Source organism: Candidatus Nitrosotalea sp. TS, from assembly GCF_011319465.1.
GTDB lineage: Archaea > Thermoproteota > Nitrososphaeria > Nitrososphaerales > Nitrosopumilaceae > Nitrosotalea.
This window is the reverse complement of record NZ_RCMB01000004.1, coordinates 18,085-37,637: the sequence shown is the minus strand read 5'-3', so window position 1 is coordinate 37,637 and position 19,553 is coordinate 18,085. Positions and strand designations below refer to the sequence as shown.

24 protein-coding genes and 2 pseudogenes are annotated in these 19,553 nt (G+C 41.9%); 17 read left to right on the top strand and 9 right to left on the bottom strand.

Annotated features, from left to right (window positions below):
• The gene (locus DYY67_RS01995) at positions 1–750 is read right to left on the bottom strand and encodes a geranylgeranylglyceryl/heptaprenylglyceryl phosphate synthase (RefSeq protein WP_166390313.1); all 750 of its coding nucleotides are present in this window, start codon (positions 748–750) and stop codon (positions 1–3) included.
• A 64-nt stretch (positions 751–814) separates the two neighbouring features.
• On the opposite strand from DYY67_RS01995, the gene DYY67_RS01990 reads away from it, so the two are divergent.
• From DYY67_RS01990 to DYY67_RS01980, 3 genes are all read left to right on the top strand, one after another.
• Positions 815–1,177 carry a hypothetical protein gene (locus tag DYY67_RS01990; protein ID WP_166390311.1) on the top strand — a complete coding sequence of 121 codons (363 nt, stop codon included), beginning with the start codon at positions 815–817 and terminating at the stop codon, positions 1,175–1,177.
• 125 nt (positions 1,178–1,302) lie between these two features.
• Positions 1,303–1,863 (top strand): winged helix DNA-binding protein, encoded by a 561-nt coding sequence (locus DYY67_RS01985; protein WP_255492677.1) that lies wholly within the window; start codon positions 1,303–1,305, stop codon positions 1,861–1,863.
• Between the two features lie 190 nt (positions 1,864–2,053).
• On the top strand, positions 2,054–2,218 hold the full coding sequence (locus DYY67_RS01980; RefSeq protein WP_166390307.1) for an AbrB/MazE/SpoVT family DNA-binding domain-containing protein: 165 nt from the start codon (positions 2,054–2,056) through the stop codon (positions 2,216–2,218).
• On the opposite strand, the gene DYY67_RS01975 is transcribed toward DYY67_RS01980, so the two are convergent.
• Positions 2,189–2,611, bottom strand: coding sequence for a hypothetical protein (locus tag DYY67_RS01975; protein ID WP_166390305.1), 423 nt, complete (start codon positions 2,609–2,611; stop codon positions 2,189–2,191). The genes DYY67_RS01980 and DYY67_RS01975 overlap by 30 nt on opposite strands.
• A 472-nt stretch (positions 2,612–3,083) precedes the next feature.
• Between DYY67_RS01975 and DYY67_RS01970 the strand changes: the two genes are divergently transcribed.
• Positions 3,084–4,292 carry a Cdc6/Cdc18 family protein gene (locus DYY67_RS01970; protein ID WP_166390303.1) on the top strand — a complete coding sequence of 403 codons (1,209 nt, stop codon included), beginning with the start codon at positions 3,084–3,086 and terminating at the stop codon, positions 4,290–4,292.
• Here DYY67_RS01970 and DYY67_RS01965 read toward each other — a convergent pair whose 3' ends face one another.
• Entirely contained in the window at positions 4,293–5,723 is a 1,431-nt protein-coding gene (locus DYY67_RS01965) for a DNA-directed DNA polymerase II small subunit (RefSeq protein ID WP_166390301.1), read from the bottom strand.
• A 78-nt stretch (positions 5,724–5,801) separates the two neighbouring features.
• Between DYY67_RS01965 and DYY67_RS01960 the strand changes: the two genes are divergently transcribed.
• The 3 genes from DYY67_RS01960 to DYY67_RS01950 are packed head-to-tail and all read left to right on the top strand — an operon-like array spanning position 5,802 to position 8,864.
• Positions 5,802–6,338 carry a stage II sporulation protein M gene (locus tag DYY67_RS01960; RefSeq protein WP_445082566.1) on the top strand — a complete coding sequence of 179 codons (537 nt, stop codon included), beginning with the start codon at positions 5,802–5,804 and terminating at the stop codon, positions 6,336–6,338.
• Positions 6,339–6,374: 36 nt separating this feature from the next.
• Positions 6,375–7,109: a PAC2 family protein gene (locus tag DYY67_RS01955; protein WP_166390297.1), complete on the top strand. Its 735-nt coding sequence runs from the start codon at positions 6,375–6,377 to the stop codon at positions 7,107–7,109.
• A gap of 57 nt (positions 7,110–7,166) precedes the next feature.
• Entirely contained in the window at positions 7,167–8,864 is a 1,698-nt protein-coding gene (locus DYY67_RS01950) for a cupredoxin domain-containing protein (RefSeq protein ID WP_166390295.1), read from the top strand.
• 7 nt (positions 8,865–8,871) lie between these two features.
• On the opposite strand, the gene DYY67_RS01945 is transcribed toward DYY67_RS01950, so the two are convergent.
• Positions 8,872–9,573, bottom strand: coding sequence for an SAM-dependent methyltransferase (locus DYY67_RS01945; protein WP_166390374.1), 702 nt, complete (start codon positions 9,571–9,573; stop codon positions 8,872–8,874).
• Positions 9,574–9,657: 84 nt separating this feature from the next.
• On the opposite strand from DYY67_RS01945, the gene DYY67_RS01940 reads away from it, so the two are divergent.
• Complete coding sequence (locus tag DYY67_RS01940) at positions 9,658–10,332, top strand: hypothetical protein (RefSeq protein ID WP_166390293.1); 675 nt, start codon at positions 9,658–9,660, stop codon at positions 10,330–10,332.
• Positions 10,333–10,494: 162 nt separating this feature from the next.
• Complete coding sequence (locus DYY67_RS01935) at positions 10,495–10,815, top strand: hypothetical protein (RefSeq protein ID WP_166390291.1); 321 nt, start codon at positions 10,495–10,497, stop codon at positions 10,813–10,815.
• Positions 10,816–10,824: 9 nt separating this feature from the next.
• Here the strand turns inward: DYY67_RS01935 and DYY67_RS01930 are convergent, their stop codons facing one another.
• Complete coding sequence (locus tag DYY67_RS01930; RefSeq protein WP_166390289.1) at positions 10,825–11,493, bottom strand: ACT domain-containing protein; 669 nt, start codon at positions 11,491–11,493, stop codon at positions 10,825–10,827.
• Positions 11,494–11,589: 96 nt separating this feature from the next.
• Between DYY67_RS01930 and hsp20 the strand changes: the two genes are divergently transcribed.
• The 7 genes and pseudogenes from hsp20 (at position 11,590) to amrS (ending at position 16,427) form a co-directional block, all read left to right on the top strand.
• Complete coding sequence (hsp20, locus tag DYY67_RS01925; RefSeq protein WP_255492668.1) at positions 11,590–12,105, top strand: archaeal heat shock protein Hsp20; 516 nt, start codon at positions 11,590–11,592, stop codon at positions 12,103–12,105.
• A 30-nt stretch (positions 12,106–12,135) separates the two neighbouring features.
• Positions 12,136–12,714, top strand: coding sequence for a hypothetical protein (locus DYY67_RS11835; RefSeq protein ID WP_445082565.1), 579 nt, complete (start codon positions 12,136–12,138; stop codon positions 12,712–12,714).
• A complete protein-coding gene (locus DYY67_RS11830) occupies positions 12,711–13,568 on the top strand; it encodes an AAA family ATPase (protein ID WP_445082564.1) in 858 nt (285 codons plus the stop codon). Before DYY67_RS11835 ends, DYY67_RS11830 begins: the two co-directional genes overlap by 4 nt.
• Before the next feature lie 31 nt (positions 13,569–13,599).
• Positions 13,600–13,936, top strand: a pseudogene (locus DYY67_RS11825) (AAA family ATPase); the annotation flags it as partial.
• Positions 13,910–14,278, top strand: coding sequence for an AAA family ATPase (locus DYY67_RS11820; RefSeq protein WP_445082567.1), 369 nt, complete (start codon positions 13,910–13,912; stop codon positions 14,276–14,278). The pseudogene DYY67_RS11825 and the gene DYY67_RS11820, both read left to right, overlap by 27 nt.
• 13 nt (positions 14,279–14,291) lie before the next feature.
• Positions 14,292–14,573 (top strand): annotated as a pseudogene (locus DYY67_RS01915) (AmmeMemoRadiSam system radical SAM enzyme); the annotation flags it as partial.
• Positions 14,574–14,594: 21 nt separating this feature from the next.
• Positions 14,595–16,427, top strand: a complete 1,833-nt coding sequence (gene amrS, locus DYY67_RS01910; RefSeq protein WP_166390370.1) for an AmmeMemoRadiSam system radical SAM enzyme — start codon at positions 14,595–14,597, stop codon at positions 16,425–16,427.
• Here the strand turns inward: amrS and DYY67_RS01905 are convergent.
• On the bottom strand, positions 16,424–17,065 hold the full coding sequence (locus DYY67_RS01905) for a cyclase family protein (RefSeq protein WP_166390287.1): 642 nt from the start codon (positions 17,063–17,065) through the stop codon (positions 16,424–16,426). The genes amrS and DYY67_RS01905 overlap by 4 nt on opposite strands.
• 80 nt (positions 17,066–17,145) lie before the next feature.
• Here DYY67_RS01905 and DYY67_RS01900 point away from each other — a divergent pair, with 80 nt between their 5' ends.
• Positions 17,146–17,403 carry an Lrp/AsnC ligand binding domain-containing protein gene (locus DYY67_RS01900; RefSeq protein WP_166390285.1) on the top strand — a complete coding sequence of 86 codons (258 nt, stop codon included), beginning with the start codon at positions 17,146–17,148 and terminating at the stop codon, positions 17,401–17,403.
• On the opposite strand, the gene DYY67_RS01895 is transcribed toward DYY67_RS01900, so the two are convergent.
• From DYY67_RS01895 to DYY67_RS01885, 3 genes are all read right to left on the bottom strand, one after another.
• Positions 17,404–18,552, bottom strand: coding sequence for an aminotransferase class V-fold PLP-dependent enzyme (locus DYY67_RS01895; RefSeq protein WP_166390283.1), 1,149 nt, complete (start codon positions 18,550–18,552; stop codon positions 17,404–17,406).
• Positions 18,553–18,593: 41 nt separating this feature from the next.
• Positions 18,594–18,986, bottom strand: coding sequence for a hypothetical protein (locus DYY67_RS01890; protein ID WP_166390281.1), 393 nt, complete (start codon positions 18,984–18,986; stop codon positions 18,594–18,596).
• A 208-nt stretch (positions 18,987–19,194) separates the two neighbouring features.
• Complete coding sequence (locus DYY67_RS01885) at positions 19,195–19,470, bottom strand: peptidylprolyl isomerase (RefSeq protein WP_166390279.1); 276 nt, start codon at positions 19,468–19,470, stop codon at positions 19,195–19,197.
• Between the last annotated feature and the right edge of the window lie 83 nt (positions 19,471–19,553).

Below are 19,553 nucleotides of genomic sequence, written 5' to 3'. Positions count from 1 at the left end.
CTACTTCCTTACAGACTGGATGGTTTTTACTATATCTGCTATTGTCTTGAAACTTCCGCCTTTTTCAATAAATGTGCCAATTACTATGGCATCGGCGCCTGCCTTTACGATCTCGCCTGCAGTACGGGCGTTTCGTATTCCCCCGCCAACTATGAGAAATCCCTTGAAGAGTTTTCTAACAGCTGCTACCATCTCTGGCCTAACATTTGATTTTGCGCCAGAGCCTGCTTCAAGATATACAAATCTCATTCCCATGAATTGTGCAGACAGGGCATACATGGCAGCCAAGCTTGGCTTGTCAAATGGAATGGTCCTTGCAGAGCCGACATGCCATACTGTTGTGCCCTCACCAATTATGATGTAGGCAGTTGGCAGGGGCTCTAGTCCGAATCTGAGTACATTTGGAGCCCCCAGCGCCTGGGCTTGTGAAATAAAATACGGGTTGTCAGAATTCAATAGCGAGCTAAACAGTATGGCATCTGCACCAGGAACAACGCCTGTAACATTTCCTGGAAACAGTATCACGGGAATCTTGACAGATCTTTTGATGTTTTTAACGGTCTCTGCCATGGCTATCTGGTCAGTTGCAGATGAGCCTCCAACCAATATGATAGAGGCACCGCTCTTCTCTGCATCCTTGGCAAGCTGTGCGGCAGAGTTTTTTCCATCATTTTCAGAGTCAATTAATACGAAGAGTAAAGCTCCTTTCTTCTTTCTGGAGGCTGTCAGGTATTGTTCTACGCTTTGCATATGACTGGTTGATGGCTATTCATTAAAAGTTTAATTGAACAAAGTTATACAGATATGTATAGCTTTGAGTACACTTCCAGAAGATAATTTGAATAATATAATAAAACAAATTATAAAAAAATCATCATTTACAGAGCGTCAAATTGAAATTATTTTAAAAAGACGGAACTTATCAAACTCGCAGTTTGGCATAACTAAGGGGGCTTTCTACAGGCAAGTTGGACAGTCGCAGGAGAAGTTCCAGGCGTTATGTTATTCATGGATACTGCTCAAAGCGCTAGGTATCCTTCGTGAAGAGGACATGGATGTGATAAATCGCCTCTCAGAACAGGTTTCTGTGATAAAAAATAGTGATGTTTTCCCTGAACGTGAGGAACAAGTCATCATTGTGATACAGGAATTGTTGACACGGATGTGCAAGCTGTGATTTTTTGTGCGTGTAAGCGTACAGGCCATGCGTAGTTTGTGATAAAGATGTTTGTGATTGATGTGTATTGTGTAAAACTATTTTACTCAAAGATGATAAATCACATTAGCTTATGACATGTAGTGATGTTAGTAGACATAGACGTAGGAACAATTTTGGGCGTAATAGCTTCATTTGTAATTGGCATTGTGTGCATAGCAATATACAACAAAGTCAAGCCACGCCTAGGTTCACAGAGCAATGATCTGAAAATATTGGTGGAACGATTGCAATATTATGAAAATTTGTTAATAGATATGAAAATTAAGTTAGATTCACTAGAACTTGCCAAGGAACCTGAAGAACTTGTACAGGCACAAATTCCAAGGCCAAAGGAGCAGAAGGCAGAGCCTATCATAGTCACTGAGGTAAAAGAAGAGAAACCAAAGGAGAGGACACATAATATGAGTTTTGGAAGCGCAATAGAGTACGTATTGCGATTAATCACAGAAAAACCCATGACATCACGTGACATCCAGGTCACAATAGGAAGAACTAGGGAACATACATCACGCATGATGAAGAAGCTCTTTGAGGAGGGTCTGGTTGAGCGAGACATGCGGACAAAGCCCTTTACCTACAAGATAACGGAGAAAGGGCTCATTAGGATAGGGTCGCTCAAGGCCCCAACAGTGGAAAGCCAGTAGGGTTTTGATCCCAGTTTAATCCAAGTCGACAAGGTTTTGATTCTGGTTTGATCAAGAACTTGATCTTGGTTTTGGAGGTTTTTGGTTGTTGCAAAACCATCCAAATGGGTTTTTGGGTCAAAAATAGAGAAAAATTAGCATAAATTATTAATCTTATTTTATTATAAAATCTTAAATTATTGAACTTATAATGAAGTATGTGTCAGACGTGGAGCAGCTCATAAAGATAACCTCGGCAGGCACGATCTCAATCCCCAAGGACTTTAGGAGATATCTTGACCTTCAGAAGGGAGACTATGTCAAGGTAACAGTAGAGGGGGACCGTTTAGTTGTCAAAAAGGCAATGATTTCCTAGGTTGAAGGCCGTTCTTTTTGGGCTAGTTTGAGTACTTTGGTAGTTCCATTCCTTTCCGTTTCTCTCCCTTGCGACCCTTCCCTTAAGGGCAAACCTTGAGAGGTATGTGGATATCACGCTTAGTTTGATTGGCTCCTCATACTCATCCTCATATTTTTCAAGTATGTCCGATGAGGTGAACTTGCCCATTGGGAAATGCTTGTCCACAATGTTCCATATTTTGGCCCCGACGGTATCAAGGTGTACTGATTCCTCGGGTTCCTCTATGTTCATCAAATCCATTAATTCAAATATCTTTAGCATCTTTTCGCGGGTAACATTGCCTTCTAGGCTAAGGTTGTACTTGGCGCCTTCTGCGTCTTCCAGGTCTATTCGTATTCGTTTTCGGGCCATCGTGATCGATCAGGTTAACACCTTAACACTTGAACAGATCATAGAAGAATTGTTAACAATCAAGTTTGTTAACATTCACTGCCTAGCCCACGCCTGGATAGTTTTTTCATCTTAACAGGCTTTCCATGCTTTTATCCAAGGATAGACCAAAACTACGCCTAGAGTGGAAATAAAGGGGTCCATTCCAGCATATTAACAATGTTAAGGACCATCTTCACGCCTAGAGTGGAAATAAAGGGGTCATTTTGGGCTCTTTGTGGCTCCATCTTAACACCAACTTCACTAATTGTTAACAAGTTCTAGGAACACCCACACACCTATTCTTCCACTCTAGCTTTATTAAAAATAATTTTTTTTAAGAAAATAAAAATAATTAATGATATACTAAATTTGAATTAGTTATTCTATTCTAATCTAATTAGTATGGTAGAGTCCATATGTGGACAGAGAAGAAACGATGGTGTGTGGGTTGATGACAAGAGATCCTATTGATAAATTACTTGATGATGCAACAAGCGGCAAATCACTATTCAAGAATAGGGAAGTGCTGCATTTTACATTCATACCAAACATGGTACTGCATAGGGAAGAAGAGCAAAAAATAGTTACCCAATCGCTTATTCCATTACTAAAAAAAGCTAGGCCATCAAACCTTTTGATATATGGCAAGCCGGGAACAGGCAAGACACTAGTTGTAAAAAAAGTACTAGATAAGATTCAGGAGAGGGTCAAGGACGGCTCATTTCCAATACAACTACTATACGCAAACGCAAAGGAAGAAACCACGTTATATGGCCTGTTGGTAAAGTTTGGCCGACAGTTGGGACTTACATCACAAAAGGAGCTACCAACAACCGGATTATCAATCAGTGAAGTTTTCAACAGGCTGATGGCGGTAATTCAAAACAATGGCCTCAACACGGTCTTTGTGGTAGATGAAATTGACTATCTGGCAGAACTTGTATCAAAGTCAGGAAAGGATGTCTTCTATTCGTTAACACGGGCAAACGAGAGACTGAAGAAAGGCTCACTTACCCTGATTGGCATATCAAATGACCTGACATTCAAGGAAAGGCTGGACCCCCGCGTACTAAGCAGCCTAAGTGAGGAGGAGATTGTCTTTACCAATTATACGGTTAACCAGATCAATGAGATACTGACAGACAGGATCAAGGAAGCCTTTGTTCCAAACATAGTGGAGCCTGCAGCCCTGAACCTATGTTCTGCAATGTCAGGCCAGGAGCATGGCGATGCCAGGCGGGCAATAGACCTGCTTCGTGTGGCAGGCGAGATAGCAGAACGGGAACAGTCAGATACGGTAAAAGAAGACCACATCCGCAGGGCCTCGCTGAAGATGGAAGAGGACAAGGAAACAACCGCGCTCAACTCATACCCCCTCCATGAAAAATTACTCATACTTGCAGTAATGAAGGCAAACGGCAGCACGACAGGCGAGATATACCAATCCTACAAGAACCTCTGCAAGGTCACAAGACAGAAGGAGCTTACACAGCGCAGAGTGACCCAGATGCTAAGCGAGATCGAGATGACAGGCCTTATCTCAGGCAAGATAATCCATCAAGGCATGCATGGAAGAACAAAGAAATTTGCTTTAACATTAAATCCAGATACTGTAAAAAAAGCATTCAAGGAAGACTTGTCCTTGGAAGACTTGGTGTAGCTAGTCTTCCTTTTCGGTAAAGTCTTTTGTAAAGACCTTCATTGTGGCCAAGTTTATGATTACGGCTATTCCAGGTGTTGGGACAATGCCGCCACTTGCCTGGAATCCCGTCTGGCTCTGCCAGGCCCCGGAATTTACTATCAATGTTCCCTTGTACATGTCAAGATCAACGACATGAACATGGCCTGAATGAAAGATATCGGGGACCTCATTTATCACCATAAAATCTTCAAGCTCTGGTGCAATTGGGGTGCGCTTTCCATAAATTGGGCTGAGGTGCCTTGTCCTCAATAATGCCCGCATAGCCCTTGCCGGCTGTGCATAGCTTAGGCCTGGAGTGGTTCCCACTACATCATCAAGACTCTGGCCGTGAAACATCAAGACCTTTACGCCGTTAAGATCCAAAAAGGCAGGATTTCCCAACATGAAAAAGTTCTCTCTGTTCCACAAACTCATGTTGTGTTTTTCTGGTATGGCAGGCTGGGGGAGAGCCCTTCTGCCTGGGTCATGGTTGCCAGGAATTATGAAAGTCTTGATGTGTTTTGGAATCTTGTCTAGAAGCTCTGCCGCCTTTGCCATCTGGCCGTCCATATCCATGATGAGCAACTCCTTGTCTTGATTTGGAAAGATTCCAATCCCGTCAACTATATCACCACATATCAAAAGAAACCTGACCTTTCTTGCAATTGGATCAGGGCTTGAAAGCCAGGAAATAAACTCTGTAAACTCTTTTTCCATGAAATATCTACTGCCTATGTGAATGTCTGATATCAGGACAGCATACGTCTCAGTCTTTGAGCGGTTTGCTATGTGTTCTGGGATATCTGGAACTAGGAGCTCTTTTGCGATAAATCCTCCATTTTTGCCATTTGCAACGCCCACCATTACAAACTGGTCCATCAAAAGCGAGTTTGCAGTCTCCTGCAACTCTTGATTCCATACAAGGATCTCAACAGAACCTGTAGGATCATCTATTACTAGTTTAGTTACATCACGCTCAATTTTTCTGTCCATCAGGAGGCCTGCAACAAATGCCTCCTCACCAAGCTTGCCGTCTGTCACATTTTTGATTGGTGTAAGCTTCTTTGCCTGTGATCTCTGCATCATTATTTTAAGCAGTTTTGAGTATCTGTCAGAAAAAAGGGCTGTAAATCCATCTATTCCCTCTGCAGACGTGACCTTTTTTGTAGGGTCAAACAATATCTCATGCCTGTCCTCAACACTGTCGTCAACTTCTGACTCTACGAACATCTTCAGGTCACTTTGATTTATCAAAAACAAGTTTTGCTTTGCCTTTTCACGAACAACCTGCTTGATGATATTTTGGAGTTCCTTTACATCAATTTTTTCCAATATCTTAAAGGCATCAGGATGAATCTGAAATCCCTTGCTCAGTGCATATGTTACTGCCGAGGATACCTCTTCTTTCACAAACTGTCATAATACAGCTTTTAATTAAATCTGTTCGAGCTGTCAACCCTCAAATAACTCCTCAAGACAAACTCGTTGTTGGTAAAAAGACGGTTTCTGATTTTTCTGATCTTCATTGCAATATTTTCAGTTGCATACTCTATTGGCAGTGAAAGTAATATCTCAGAAGAAGACTCTAAATCATTTGTCAAAGAGTTCCAACATACCGTGGAAGGAATTGACGCAATAGGAATTTTCACTCATAACACAACTGTTGCGCTGCCCATGTTCGTGCCGGGCTTTGGAATTGCGTGGGGCTCCTTTGCCGCATGGTCAACCGGGCTTGCGTTCAAGGCACTAGTGTCCACCACACCTGCACTTGCAAAACTTCCACCGCTTGCAATAATCTATCTCTCGCCTTTTGGAGTAATGGAGCTAATTGCATATTCCATTGGAATGTCAAGAAGCTTTCTTCTCATCAATGCCATACTGAGAAGGGGAAACCTCAGAGAAGCGTTACGTCCAACCGTAATCGAGATAGGAATTGTGGTTGCACTGTTGCTTGCAGCTGCATTTATTGAATATGCCATGATCCAGCAGTTTGGCTCGACACTTGTCAATCCCAAAGCACACTAGATTCGTTTTTATTTTAACGCAAGAACAGTCAAGGTAATGCTTGGCCTTAAGATCCACACGCTTCCAAAACTAAACAGGCCCGCAATGATAGCTGCACTTCCAGACATGGGAAACGTTGCTGGAATTGGCATGGAGTTTCTTGTAAAAAAACTAAAGGCAAAATTATTTGCAGAGATCTATGCGTTCTGGCCGCCAGCGGTATCGTATGAGCAAGGACTGATAAAATATGATCAGTCAAGCTACAAGTTTCATTATTTGCAAAAGGAAAACATTGTATTATTTTCAGGAGAGTTTAATCCGTCTGATCCCAGGCGTCTCTACGAGTTGTGCTATGAGGTAGTTGGCATGGCAAAAAAACTCAAGGTAAGTACGCTCTATTCCATTGGAGCTGCCTTGAGGCAGCCAAGTCCTGCCGAACCCAAATTGTTTGCAGCTACAACAACACCAAAGCACCTGAGCTTGCTGAAGAAGAAAAAGTTGGAACTGCTCAACACACAAGGCCAGATAACCGGATTCAATGGGTTGGTACTGGGAATTGCAAAGGAAAAGCAGCTTGACAGCATTTGCATTCTGGGAGAGATAGACAACCCAAATGTCATCCAGCCAAAGTCGGCTCAGCTCATACTTGCAAAACTTTTGCAAGTTTTGGAGCTTGGGCCACTTGACATGAAAGAACTAGAGGAGGAGGAAAAGAGGAAACAGTTCATGGAACAGCAAATGAGCTACATGAATGGACTGGCAAAAAGAGATAATCAACCCGGAATTGCCTAATTGTTTGAAGAAATTACACCCAGCCATTAAATACGAGTTTTGGGTTTAGCTAATCAAATGAGGTCCAGTGTATCATCTCTAATTGCAATTACGGGATTTCTGGTTTTACTATGTTTTCCGTCTAACGCATATTCTGATTTTGTGTCAAGCGACAAATATCTGATTGAGGCTACAGGCTTTGTAGCAGGGACACAGAACATTCTTGATTCCACACTTGACATACAGCTAACTGCAGGCACCCAGAGTGGAAGCAGCATACTTTCCACACTAGATAACGGGCTTGTTACAATCAATGGCGATAATTATCTCAACTCTGGCAACTGGACAACCACACTATTGCGGGATGGAAAATTTCTACTTCTTAAAGGAAATGCAGAGGACCAGGGCGGCAACACAATACAGGTCAATCTCTTTGGAAGACAGATACAAAGCAATCAAGACGGTGTTGTTTACAGCATAACTGGCAAGATAGTGGGCTCGGAAACATTCAAAGTTATTTACAGCGGAAAAGTAATTACTGCTGGAACATACACACCACCTGTTACTCCGCCAACTTCGCAAACAACAACCCCATTACAGAATACAACACAATCAAACATTGTAAGAATAAGCATAGTTTCTGGCGCATCAAGCCCAACCAACTTGGTCTTCTTTTCACCATCGGTTACAACCGTAGCTCCTGGCACCACCATAATCTGGACAAACAATGACAATGTGCCACATAGAATAATGAGCGGGGTTGCATCTGTTAATGGAGGAAATTCTTCCGCACCAACATTTACCTCTGACGGAATGATAGACAGCGGCACAATAGCTCCCGGAAAATCTTTTCAATACACAATAACCAATTTCAATTCCAAAGCTTATCTTAGTTCTGCAGCAGCAAAATACCTCAATTTACCGGCAGATCAAACTGCTGGCGATATCACATTCTTTGATCCAAGCTATACCTGGATGGTGGGAGTGATTAGTCCAATGACAGCATCCACTGCAACACAAACAGTGCAGATCAACATATTGCCTGGGGCATCAACTGCCACAACTAATCGATACCTGTCTCCATCTTCTGTACAAGTTACACCGGGCTCTACAATTATTTGGGTAAACCAGGACTCTGTTGCACACCGAATTGTGAGCGGCCAGCAGCAATCTATCACAACTGGCACCAAGGGACAACAACTCATCACCTCTCCCTCCTTTACTCCTGATGGAAAGATAGACACTGGCATAATAGCTCCGGGCCAAAGCCTCAAGTTTACAATACCCGGAACAGGCGTATACTCTTTCTATGATCCATCAAACACATGGATAAACGGTAACATACTTTCGATCTCGCAAATATCATCGGCGCCGCCAATGCAAGTAAGTATTTTGCCGGGATCATCCGCATCTGGAGGAGCTGCCTCGCAGCAAAATCAAAACTATGTTAATGGATATTATACTCCGGATCAAGTACAGATTACTCCTGGCACTACTGTAATCTGGACCAACAACGACTCTGTTCCTCATTCAATATGGAGCGGTACTGCAACATACAGTACAGTCAATCCATATGTTCCAGACGGCAAGATTAAGAGCGGCTCAATTGCACCAGGCCATACCTTCCAGGTAATCATCAATAGTACTGGAATAACCAGGTTCTATGATCCGTCATACACATGGATGAATGGCATAATTGTCTCAATTCCATCATCCACACAGACTCATATCCTAGATCGCGGTACATATACGGGCCCTATGCCAACCCTTCACTAGAATAGTATTACTTGAAATTGATATAAGATTCCAATCTTGTCTGGTCAAACACCATTACGGAAAGATCAGAGAACTGTCTTCCTTCCAAATCTTTTACCGTTCCAACAAAGCAAGTCTCCTTTTCGGTTGTGAGAAACTCAAAAACATGCACCTTCATGCTTGATGTGTCAAACCCGTGATTTTTCAGGTAGACTGCAATCTCTGACTGCATGAAATGTTTGGATGGTTCCTTGGGCCATGGACGCGGCACCAGCACCACACTCAGTCCATCTATTAGCGCTTTTTGGAGCTCGAGCTTTTTTTCTTCAATGCTTGTTGATATATGCATAGTTATGACTCGGCTTTTGTCAAGCGGCACTCTTGCCTTTGATGCGGCTACCTGCACTGAGCTTATGCCTGGAATCACCTGCACGTCGCCGAAAATTTCAATTAATCTATCAACAACCTCTGATTCGGAAAAATTTACGTCTCCTGTAAACGGCACAACACAAGTCCTGTTTCCAAGTGACTTTGAGACCTTTTGGTATGCCTCTTCTTGATCCTGCATTGTGATTTCATGTATTTCTTTATTTTTGGTCAGCTCTTCAATTGTCTTGAGCGTATACTTGTAACCAATGATGACATCAGAATTTATCACGATATCCTTTACTACATCTGTAACATATTTTGGTGAGCCAGGCCCTACTCCCACTGCAAAAACCTTTCCCATTATGACATCTTTTGCAATGTTCAATATAATTCACAATTTGGGAATCACAATTAGCTTTTATTTGCCGGCCAGAACTCTTTATCATTGAATGCCAAGATAATTTCGGTCTCTTTCTTTTTACTTCTGATCAGCTTTGTTCCAAGTTCTCTTGCTGCATCGCAAAACTCTACGCTAGATTCCCAAGGGAACTATGCAAATCCGTCACTTGGCATAACATTTCAGGCCCCGGCAGGCTGGACAGTACAGGAGCCAAAAAAATCCCAGCCCAATGCGCCAGACATTGCAGTGATAGCTCCATATTCAACCGGGCTTGTGTCCTCGATTTCATTTATTGTTGAAAAGGCAAATGGAACGTCACTTGATGATTATGTCAAAAATAAAATTAATGGATTGACCAGCTCCAACCAGTCAGGCAACATAGCGCTCTTGTCAGAGCAGGACGGAACCATAGGCGGGGCTGCTGCAAAAACACTACTGCTACAAGAAAACTTTGTTTCACAGAACAGCAGCAGTGTGATAAAATTTGAGCAAGCAATCGTACTTGCAAATGATCAATTTTATACGATAACTTATGCAAGCGAGGAGAAGAACTTTGACGGTGATCTGCCAAACTATGAGCAGCTATTGGGCTCAATCAAGTTTGTTGGCAGCGACACGTCTTCCTGGCTTGACTATGCCTCAATTGGCATAGTAGCTGGTGCACTAGCCGTGGGCCTAGTCATGGTTAAAAGAAAAAGAAAAACATTGCAAAAAATCTAAGGCTGCAAAACCACCTTCTCCTGAAAACTATTGTAATGGACAAAAGACGGGTTAACAAATAAACCAACAAATGGAAACCCTGTAAATTACTGCATTTTGTAATCATTCCGATCCTTTGGAAATGAGCGAAAGATAAAATACCGTATTGTGTAGAACTAGAGTATGAAGAAGGAGTACATTGTAGTAAGGATTGAGGGTTCTCCAGATGGCGCACCATATGTAGTGGTATCGCTATCCTCGTCTAAAGATTTCAAAGAGCAAAACAGTACTCCAATGTCGCCCTTTGGCTCTGGCGTCATGGGATTTACCAACATGGATGACATGATCAAAGGCCTCAACAAAATGATGGCAGGAGGAATGGGCGGCATGGGCGGTGGAATTACCTCTATTAAACTGGATATGCACGAATACAAGGAACTAAACCTCTCAGTAGGGGATAAGGTGTATCTAGAAATAACAAGAGCAGAGTCTCTTGGAATCTAGGAATCGATATTAGCTTTTTCGGGAAATTTCTCCACGTAGGATCTCATATGCCCTTGCGGCATCTCTTTCGCGCAATACCAGGATGATGTCATCTTGGCCAAAAAAGGCATTGACAAGTTCAATCCCGTTATCATGCAAGATCTCTGATACGTACGACACCACATCTGACTCATTTTCAGATTGTGGGATGTGGATACTTATCTTTGCAAGCCCGGTTTGGAAAAAATTCTTGTGCGAAGAAAAGGTATCAAGCAATTTTCTAACATCGCTGATATCTTCAGTTAAGAACCTAAACGAGTCTGTAAATCTGAAAAATTCGTAATCTGGATCAATTCGAGTAAATCCATCCATTAGTGCCACGGCATCCTCCATGGCAAAATCTTGCGCGGAGAATTTGATATCTAGTATTCCATCTGTAAGCGAGAGTCTTGCATTCTTTAGTACAGATTCGCTTTGCACATCGTCCTTTTTCTCAAAGGAATCTGCATACCTCTTGATTGCCACCACAATTGTGTTGAGATTTACAGGCCCGCCCATCTGAGACTCGACCTCTTTTTGGATCTTGACAGCAAGTGCTGTATAGTTTACCACGTCCATCTTGACGCAATCATAAATTGACCTATTTTTGGTGATTATCTCTCGAACGGTATCTGGGACTGAAAGACTAGTTGTACGCATACAAAGAGATTTACTGATGTCAGCTATATTAATTTATGTAATAATAAGGCATAGAATTTCCTTAAACTTTATATAATGTCATAACTATTACATACTATGAGAAATTATGACATGATAGAATCAGATGAGTTCGACAACCTCTTCCAAAGAATGTTGCGACCTTTCAAGGAACTAGACAACATGTGGAACAATATGGGCGACTCTACAAACGTGCAGACATTTGGTCCATACTACTATGGTTACTCTGTGACAGTAGGACCTGATGGCAAACCTGTAGTCAAAGAGTACGGAAACGTCAGACCAGGTCTTCCTGCAACTGCAGAGACAAGAGAACCTCTTGCCGATGTGATTGTAGATGAAAAGGAGAAGGCCCTGAAAATTGTAGCCGAGATGCCAGGTGTTGAAAAGAAAGACATCAAGATCGAAGTGGTAGGACACACGATCCTAATTGATGCAGAACACGAAGAAAGAAAATACCACACCAAGATACCCATCAAACACAAGGTCGATGAAAATTCTGTCAAGGCAACCTATGCCAACGGAATCCTGGAAGTAAAGTTCCAGCTAAAAGAAGAGGAACGACCAAAAGGAAAAACTGTGGAGGTTGAATAAACTTCCTTTATTTTTTATGGTGATTAAATTATGAGTGAAATTACATTAAGAATTGCAGAGGCGTCGCAGAGACATGTGGGCAAAGGCATTGCCGTAGTTGATCCTAAAATTGTTGAAGACAACAACTGGGAGACTGGCAATATACTAGAACTAGTGGGAAACAGGAAGAGTCACACAAAGCTGTGGCCTGGCTCTGCCGAGCAATATGGAACTGGAATAATAAAGATAGATGGAACCACAAGACAAAACATTGGTTCGGGAATTGGCGAAAAAATTTCTGTAAAAAAAGTTGACGCACAGCAAGCCAAACAAGTAACAGTCTCTCCAATTGAAAAACTCAGTGCAGAAGGCTTGCAAGAATATATGCAGGCAAACTACATTGGCCACGTACTAACCATCGGCGACACTCTTATAGTAACAACACAGCTTGGCGGAAAAACCCAGCTTGTGATAACAAGCGCTGCACCATCTGGAAAACCTGTTGTGGTCACAGAGGAAACTGAATTCAAGCTAGGCTCAATGACCAAAGTCGTTGACAACTCTGTACCAAGAATTACATATGATGATCTGGGGGCCTCAAAAATGAGGTACAAAAGATACGCGAAATGATAGAGCTTCCAATGCGTCATCCGGAACTATTTGAAAAAATTGGAGTAGAGGCGCCAAAAGGCGTATTGCTCTATGGGCCACCGGGAACAGGAAAAACGCTCATTGCAAAAGCAGTTGCAGGCGAGACCAATTCTCATTTCATCTCAATTAGCGGTCCTGAAATAATAGGCAAATTCTATGGCGAGAGCGAGGAAAGGCTGCGCGAATTATTCAAGCAGGCAGAAGAAAACACGCCAAGCATAATTTTCATAGACGAGGTTGACTCTATTGCGCCAAAGCGAGAGGAGGTAACCGGCGAGGTGGAAAAAAGAGTGGTATCCCAGTTGTTGACATTGATGGACGGCATGAAATCGCGAGGAAAAGTTGTAGTAATTGCTGCCACCAACAGGCCTGACTCAATTGATCCTGCACTGAGAAGGCCAGGTAGATTTGACAGAGAAATTGAGATAGGAATACCGGATGCGGCTGGAAGAAAGGAAATACTTGACATACATACGCGAGGAATGCCACTTGAAGACAAGGTCAACTTGGAACAGATTGCCAAAGTGACTCATGGATTTGTCGGGGCAGACCTTGAGACTCTTGCAAAAGAAGCTGCAATGAGATCCTTGCGAAGAATATTGCCTGACATTGATTTGGAGGAAGAAAAGATTCCTGCAGAAGTTTTACAAAAGATTGTAATCACTGAGAACGACTTTAAGGATGCACTAAAAGAAGTAAGGCCATCTGCACTAAGGGAAGTTCTAGTTCAAGTTCCTAACGTTACATGGGAAGATGTTGGCGGGCTGGAATCATTAAAGGATGAACTTTACGAGGCAGTAGGAGTGGCCCCTAAAGCACAAGGAGGCATTTGAATACACCGATGTCAAAACACCAAAAGGCATCTTGCTCTATGGACCTCCTGGAACAGGAAAGACACTCATTGCAAAGGCAGTAGCGCACACAACAGAATCTAATTTCATAAGCATCAAGGGACCAGAACTGCTCTCAAAGTGGGTTGGGGAGATCAGAAAAAGGCATACGCGAAATATTTCGCAAAGCGCGACAAGCTGCGCCATGCATAATATTCTTGGATGAGATGGATTCTCTTGCACCAAGCAGAGGCTCTGGCGGATCAGACTCGCATGTTGCAGAAAACATTGTCTCTCAGCTCTTAACCGAGATTGACGGCCTCGAAGAACTTCACAATGTGCTCGTGATTGGAGCTACTAACAGGGTAGACTTGATAGACAGTGCATTGCTAAGGCCTGGAAGATTTGACCGTATACTGGAAGTGCCGTTACCGGACCCTAAAGGACGAGAAAACATATTCAAGATACACACCAAAAACAAGCCGCTTGCAAATGGCGTGAACATTGCAAAACTTGTAGAAGTAACCGACGGGTTCAGCGGCGCAGAAATTGAGGGCGTGTGCAACAGGGCTGCGATGAGTGCAATAAGGAGATACGTTACCAAGGCAGAAAAGTCTGTCAAGTCGATAAAGATAACACAGGAAGACATTGAAAACGCAATTGAGAAACTACGACCAGGAAAAGTCACGCCGCGACAAGCTGCTGCATTATAGCTTATATGATTAAATCAGGCTTGATACAGTAACGGCAAAAGAAGCAGTTCTTTATCAGAAACTACCTGACGATAAGGTAAGATGCACAGCCTGCGCTAGATATTGCGAGATCGGGAAAAGCCAGATAGGTCTTTGTGGTATAAGGGCAAACAACAACGGCAGGCTTGATCTTTTGGCATATGGCAAGGTGATAACAGGCCATGTTGACCCAATCGAGAAAAAACCCGTAACACACTACAGGCCTGGGTCCAGCATATTTTCCATTGCCACTACTGGCTGCAATTGGCTTTGTCAGCCAAAAGGAACTAAAATCTTGATGGCTGATGGTTCCAAGAAATCTATTGAAAAAATAACCAGTGGAAATAAGGTGTGGTCATATAATGTTGAGGGTAATTTTGAAATAATTCCTAATGTTGTAACACATACCGGTTCAAGATTTGCGGAACTTTTGGAAGTTAGGTATGGAAGTAGAGGACATGGAAAGTTGTATCTCACACGAGAGCATCCAGTATTTACAACCCGTGGATGGAAAACAGCTGAAACATTAGAAAGAGGAGATCAAATCGTCAAGGTGTGGTATCAAAATACCAAAGTTTGGAAGCAAAAAAGACTGAATTCAATTCAAGAATCCAAATTCTCATGCAAGAATTGTGATCAAGTAATTGTAGGTTTTGATGAATGGAACCGCCATCGAGGAGTCTGTTACTTGAAAGAATATGAAATGCCAAAAGAAATGCGAGTAAAGTATAGCGCTAGAATGAAAACTAATAATCCAATGTATGATCCCCTTGTAGCAAAAAGATCACATGAAACAAGCAAAGCTAGGTTCATTGAAGATCCCTCTCATGGTTGGCACAAAAATGCTGAAAGATTACGAAAATGGCTTCATAAACACCCATCAGAATCTCAAAAATTACTTTATGATCTTCTTGATCGAATGAGCATAAAATATGAAAAAGAGTATCGAATTAAAACAGAGACACATACTGAAGGCTCAAAAAGTTTCTACATTGCAGATGCTGCCATAATCGAAGCTAAAATCGATATTGAGATTGATGGATGGTGGCACTACAATTCTGAAAAAATCCAACAAACTGATAAAATTAGAGACAAGGCCTTGGCTGCAAATGGGTGGAAAACCATACGGATTTCTGGCAGACAAATCTACAGTCATGCTGATGAGGTTGAAGCTCTCATTATAGAGTATGTTTCGCCTTTAGTAAGAAAAAACAAAAGAACTTGGGTGGAAGTTAAACAAGTAAAACCTACAGGCAAAACCACCCAAGTATTTAGTTTTGAATGTATTCCAAACCATAATTATGTGGGAGATGGCATATTGTTGCACAATTGCAAATATTGCCAGAATTATGATATCAGTCAGCGAAGAAAAATCGAGGGAGCTGACATGACACCGCAAGAGGTGGTAGACATGGCCACAAGCTCGGGCTCTCAGGGAATTGCTTACACATACAATCAGCCGTCAATATTCATCGAGTTTGCAAGAGACTGTGGAGTCATTGCAAGAAAAAATGGGCTATTCAATATTTTTGTATCAAACGGCTACGACACTCCGGAAACTGTAAAGATGATGGATGAGTTCCTTGACTGCATCACTGTAGACTTTAAGGGAAACGCAGAACCGCAATTTACACGAAAATACATTGGCGTTCCAGACCCGCAACCAATCTTTGACACTCTCAAGGAAATAAGGGACAAGACCAGAATTCATGTGGAGATTACTGATCTCGTGGTTCCTCAAGTGGGTGATGACTTGGAGCATGCTGCCAAGCTTTGCAAATTTGTCTACAATGAATTTGGACCTGACATGCCAATTCACTTTCTAAGATTTCATCCAGACTATAAGATGATGGAATTTGAGTCAACGCCAATTAAGACGCTTGAAAAACACCATGAAATAGCAAAAAAAGAGGGCCTCAACTATGCATATCTGGGAAATGTTCCGGGGCATCCTCTTGAGCATACATACTGTTCTGGATGCAAAAAAATTGTGGTAAAAAGATATGGATTTGATATCCAAGGCTGGCATCTTGATGACAACAATAACTGCAAATTCTGCGGCAACCATATCCCGATAGAAGGAAAGCTGGCAGAAAATTACAAGCAAAATAGATTTCAGTTTGTATTCTAGATTGCTACTGCCCTAACAGGAGATCCTGTGGCATCCTTTAGCTTGAGGGGCAGCACTATCAGCATGAAGCTGGTTTTTTGAATCTTGTCAAGATTGCAAAGATTCTCCAAAATCAAAATTCCACTCTTCAGTAGAAGATGATGGGCAGAAAATTTTGAATCCTTGCCCAAATCTATGCTGGGAGAATCGATGCCTATCAGGCTGACCCTCTTTTCTGACAGGTATTTGGCTGCACTTGGTGAAAGCCCCGGGTTTTTGGTGAAATAGTCTTTTCTTGCTGTATTCCTTGACCAGCCAGTCCCAAAAATTATGGCGCAATTGGGTGGTATCTTGCCTTTTCTTGCTTCAAAGGTGACAATGTCAGCCCGTGTGATTGGCATGTTGGGGCCCTTTCGTATGTTGCATAAAATTGCACTTGTCACCAGTCTGTTGAGGGGAATCTTGTCTATCTTGATCCCTTTTTCTATGAAATGATACGGCGCATCAAGGTGTGTGCCAGTGTGCGAGCTGAGGAAAATAAGCTCAAGATTGTACCCGTCGGATTTTTTGTCTGCCCATGAAATGAATTGGGGGCGTGGAGAGCCTGGAAAACTTGGAAGCTTGTTTGAAATCTCAAGTGTTAGGTCAATTGGTTCCACAAAGTTAGTTGTAATCGGTGGCAAATCAATTTTGACATTCATAACCAAAAGTTAAATATTGTGAAACAGAAAATTACCTCATGCCAACTACTTACATACTGATAAATTCTGATCTAGGCTCTGATGTCGAGATAATTCAGAAAATCAAGCAAATACTGGACAAGGAAAGCGGAGTAAAATACGAAGTTCAGGGGGTTTATGGCGTTTATGATATCATAGTCAAGATCACGGCTGATTCAATGGATCATTTGAGAAATATCATTACCAATAACATACGAAAGATAGACAAGGTCTACTCTACCCTGACAATGATGGTAATAGAAGAGCAGGAAAAGTAGCTAATTTCTTCTTAATGCGTCAGTTACCCGTAAAATCTCTGATTCTGTGTTAAAAAAGTGCGGCGAAGCCCTGATTATTTTCTTGGAAAATATCTCTCGCACGGCAAGTATCATGTTTTCCTTCTCCAGCCTTTTGACTAGTAATTCTGGGTTCTGGTCCTTGATGGCAAACGATACTATGCTTGTTCTCTTTCTGTCTTCTTGGGGTCCAAACAATACCACGTCACGCATCTTTGACAACTCTTCGCGCATCAGGTTTGCAAGTTTGATGTTTTGATTTCTTATCTTTTCAATTCCTGTCTTGAGAAGGAAATTTACAGATGCCTCAAGTCCTGCAGCCCCTACCCAGTTGCGAAACCCCGCCTGGAATCTTGCAGGCATTTCTTTGTGAACTATTTTGTTGTCGTGAAAAATTGCAGACTCGCCGCCTATCTGCAAAGGTTCTATCAGTTCGCTTGATTCTTTTTTGCAGAAAAATATTCCCATGCCCATTGGGCCGCAAAGCCACTTTGATCCGTTAAATGACATGAAATCACATTTTATTTTGGTTACATCGACATTGCTGATGCATCCAACTGTTTGTGCGGCATCAATAAAGTAAGGTATGCTCTTTTGTGCAAGATACTCGCCTATCTCTTCCACTGGAAGAATTGCTCCAGTGTTAAACAGCGCGTGGCTTAGAACAACAAGCTGAGTGTTTCCATCAACCATATTTTTTAACGAATCAAACTGGAAATATCCTGTCTCGTCAATAGCTATCTCCCTTAATCCTATTTTTTGGCCTGCCCTTACCCAGGGATAATGATTTGCAGGATGCTCATGATTTGAGCCGCGTGTTATGATGTTTGCGCCCTGCTTGAATTTCATGCCATTGGCTACAAAGTTTATTCCATCAGTAACGCTTTGCGTTAGGACAATTTCTTCCTGCTTGCACTTGATTATCTGGGAAATTGCTTTACGTAGACTGTTAAGTCGTTCTTTTACAAAATTGTCTGATAATTCAGAATCGGGGCCGTATTCATTGTACTGTACCAGAAAATCATTCATTGCCTGTATGGATTCCTTTGGCATTCTGGATGTTGATGCATTGTTCAGATAAACTCTATCTGCATAAGGAAATTCTTGTGAAAAATCAGAACTCAAATTCATTATTATATTACGCTCTGGCTAGTTATTGTGTTGTTTAAAAATCATGGTGATGAATCTGACAATCCAACTCCAAAACTAAATGACATTCTTTCACAAACACAGATCAACTCTGTTTTGTATTCTGATCCTTTTGTAAAGGCAGGCTTTATATCAAAACTTGTCAGTGAGGCAAAAACTAGCGTACTGTATCTGGATCTTGATTTGTTGTACAGTGGATATGTAGTGTCAGGTATGATTCCGGCACAGGACAATCTCACTTTGTACCGGCCTTCTGAAGATACGATTGGTGAAATATTGACAGAAATACTGGTCAAGGCAAGCACATCGCAAGTGACAGTTGTAATAGATTCAATCAACGGCCTCTTCAACATGCTGCACCACAAAAAAGATGTTGGAAAGGTGGTAGCGTCAGTCATTGTATTGATTGCAAGCATTACTCGCCTCACCAAGTCCTACATTGTCATATCAAGCATGGCAAGATACAAGAAAGAAGAGGGATGGGTTTTATCACCAACCGGAAAACGATTCATCGAGACAAAAAACAGCAAGAAAATACTGCTTGAGCAAGGAAAGGAAGGAATTATTGTGAACTCTCTTGGGAGATTCAAACAAACTAGTGCTGCCGGCAAACTCTATTCTTATTTAATCAAGTCTCTTGATTATGTGATATCCAAACTGTGTTTTTACAATATCGGAAATCTGACCCTTTTCCAGGGCAAATGCAGCTTTTTCAAATTCCTTTACCATGGCGCCCCTTCCAAAAAGGCCCAAGTCTCCGCCTCTTTTCTTTGAAACATCAATTGAGTATTGTTGGGCAAGTTTTGAAAAGCTCTCGCCGCTTGATAATTTTGTTTTGATCTCTTGGGCCACACTTAATTTTTCTACCAATATGTGCGAGCAATGAATTTTGCTTACCATAATCACAGGTTGTTGGCAAATTATAAAAAAACGTCGGTTCGAAAATCGTCTCTCATTCTAAAAGATTAGAATGAGCCGATCTA

Excerpts from the sequence above, each read along its gene's own strand:
- DYY67_RS01995 (WP_166390313.1), bottom strand. The coding sequence starts at position 750 with ATGCAAAGCGTAGAACAATACCTGACAGCCTCCAGAAAGAAGAAAGGA.
- DYY67_RS01985 (WP_255492677.1), top strand. The coding sequence starts at position 1,303 with ATGTTAGTAGACATAGACGTAGGAACAATTTTGGGCGTAATAGCTTCA.
- DYY67_RS01980 (WP_166390307.1), top strand. The coding sequence starts at position 2,054 with ATGAAGTATGTGTCAGACGTGGAGCAGCTCATAAAGATAACCTCGGCA.
- DYY67_RS01975 (WP_166390305.1), bottom strand. The coding sequence starts at position 2,611 with ATGGCCCGAAAACGAATACGAATAGACCTGGAAGACGCAGAAGGCGCC.
- DYY67_RS01970 (WP_166390303.1), top strand. The coding sequence starts at position 3,084 with ATGACAAGAGATCCTATTGATAAATTACTTGATGATGCAACAAGCGGC.
- DYY67_RS01955 (WP_166390297.1), top strand. The coding sequence starts at position 6,375 with ATGCTTGGCCTTAAGATCCACACGCTTCCAAAACTAAACAGGCCCGCA.
- DYY67_RS01950 (WP_166390295.1), top strand. The coding sequence starts at position 7,167 with ATGAGGTCCAGTGTATCATCTCTAATTGCAATTACGGGATTTCTGGTT.
- DYY67_RS01945 (WP_166390374.1), bottom strand. The coding sequence starts at position 9,573 with ATGGGAAAGGTTTTTGCAGTGGGAGTAGGGCCTGGCTCACCAAAATAT.
- DYY67_RS01935 (WP_166390291.1), top strand. The coding sequence starts at position 10,495 with ATGAAGAAGGAGTACATTGTAGTAAGGATTGAGGGTTCTCCAGATGGC.
- DYY67_RS01930 (WP_166390289.1), bottom strand. The coding sequence starts at position 11,493 with ATGCGTACAACTAGTCTTTCAGTCCCAGATACCGTTCGAGAGATAATC.
- hsp20 (WP_255492668.1), top strand. The coding sequence starts at position 11,590 with ATGAGAAATTATGACATGATAGAATCAGATGAGTTCGACAACCTCTTC.
- DYY67_RS11835 (WP_445082565.1), top strand. The coding sequence starts at position 12,136 with ATGAGTGAAATTACATTAAGAATTGCAGAGGCGTCGCAGAGACATGTG.
- DYY67_RS11830 (WP_445082564.1), top strand. The coding sequence starts at position 12,711 with ATGATAGAGCTTCCAATGCGTCATCCGGAACTATTTGAAAAAATTGGA.
- amrS (WP_166390370.1), top strand. The coding sequence starts at position 14,595 with ATGGCTGATGGTTCCAAGAAATCTATTGAAAAAATAACCAGTGGAAAT.
- DYY67_RS01900 (WP_166390285.1), top strand. The coding sequence starts at position 17,146 with ATGCCAACTACTTACATACTGATAAATTCTGATCTAGGCTCTGATGTC.
- DYY67_RS01895 (WP_166390283.1), bottom strand. The coding sequence starts at position 18,552 with ATGAATTTGAGTTCTGATTTTTCACAAGAATTTCCTTATGCAGATAGA.
- DYY67_RS01890 (WP_166390281.1), bottom strand. The coding sequence starts at position 18,986 with ATGCTTGCAATCAATACAATGACTGACGCTACCACCTTTCCAACATCT.
- DYY67_RS01885 (WP_166390279.1), bottom strand. The coding sequence starts at position 19,470 with ATGGTAAGCAAAATTCATTGCTCGCACATATTGGTAGAAAAATTAAGT.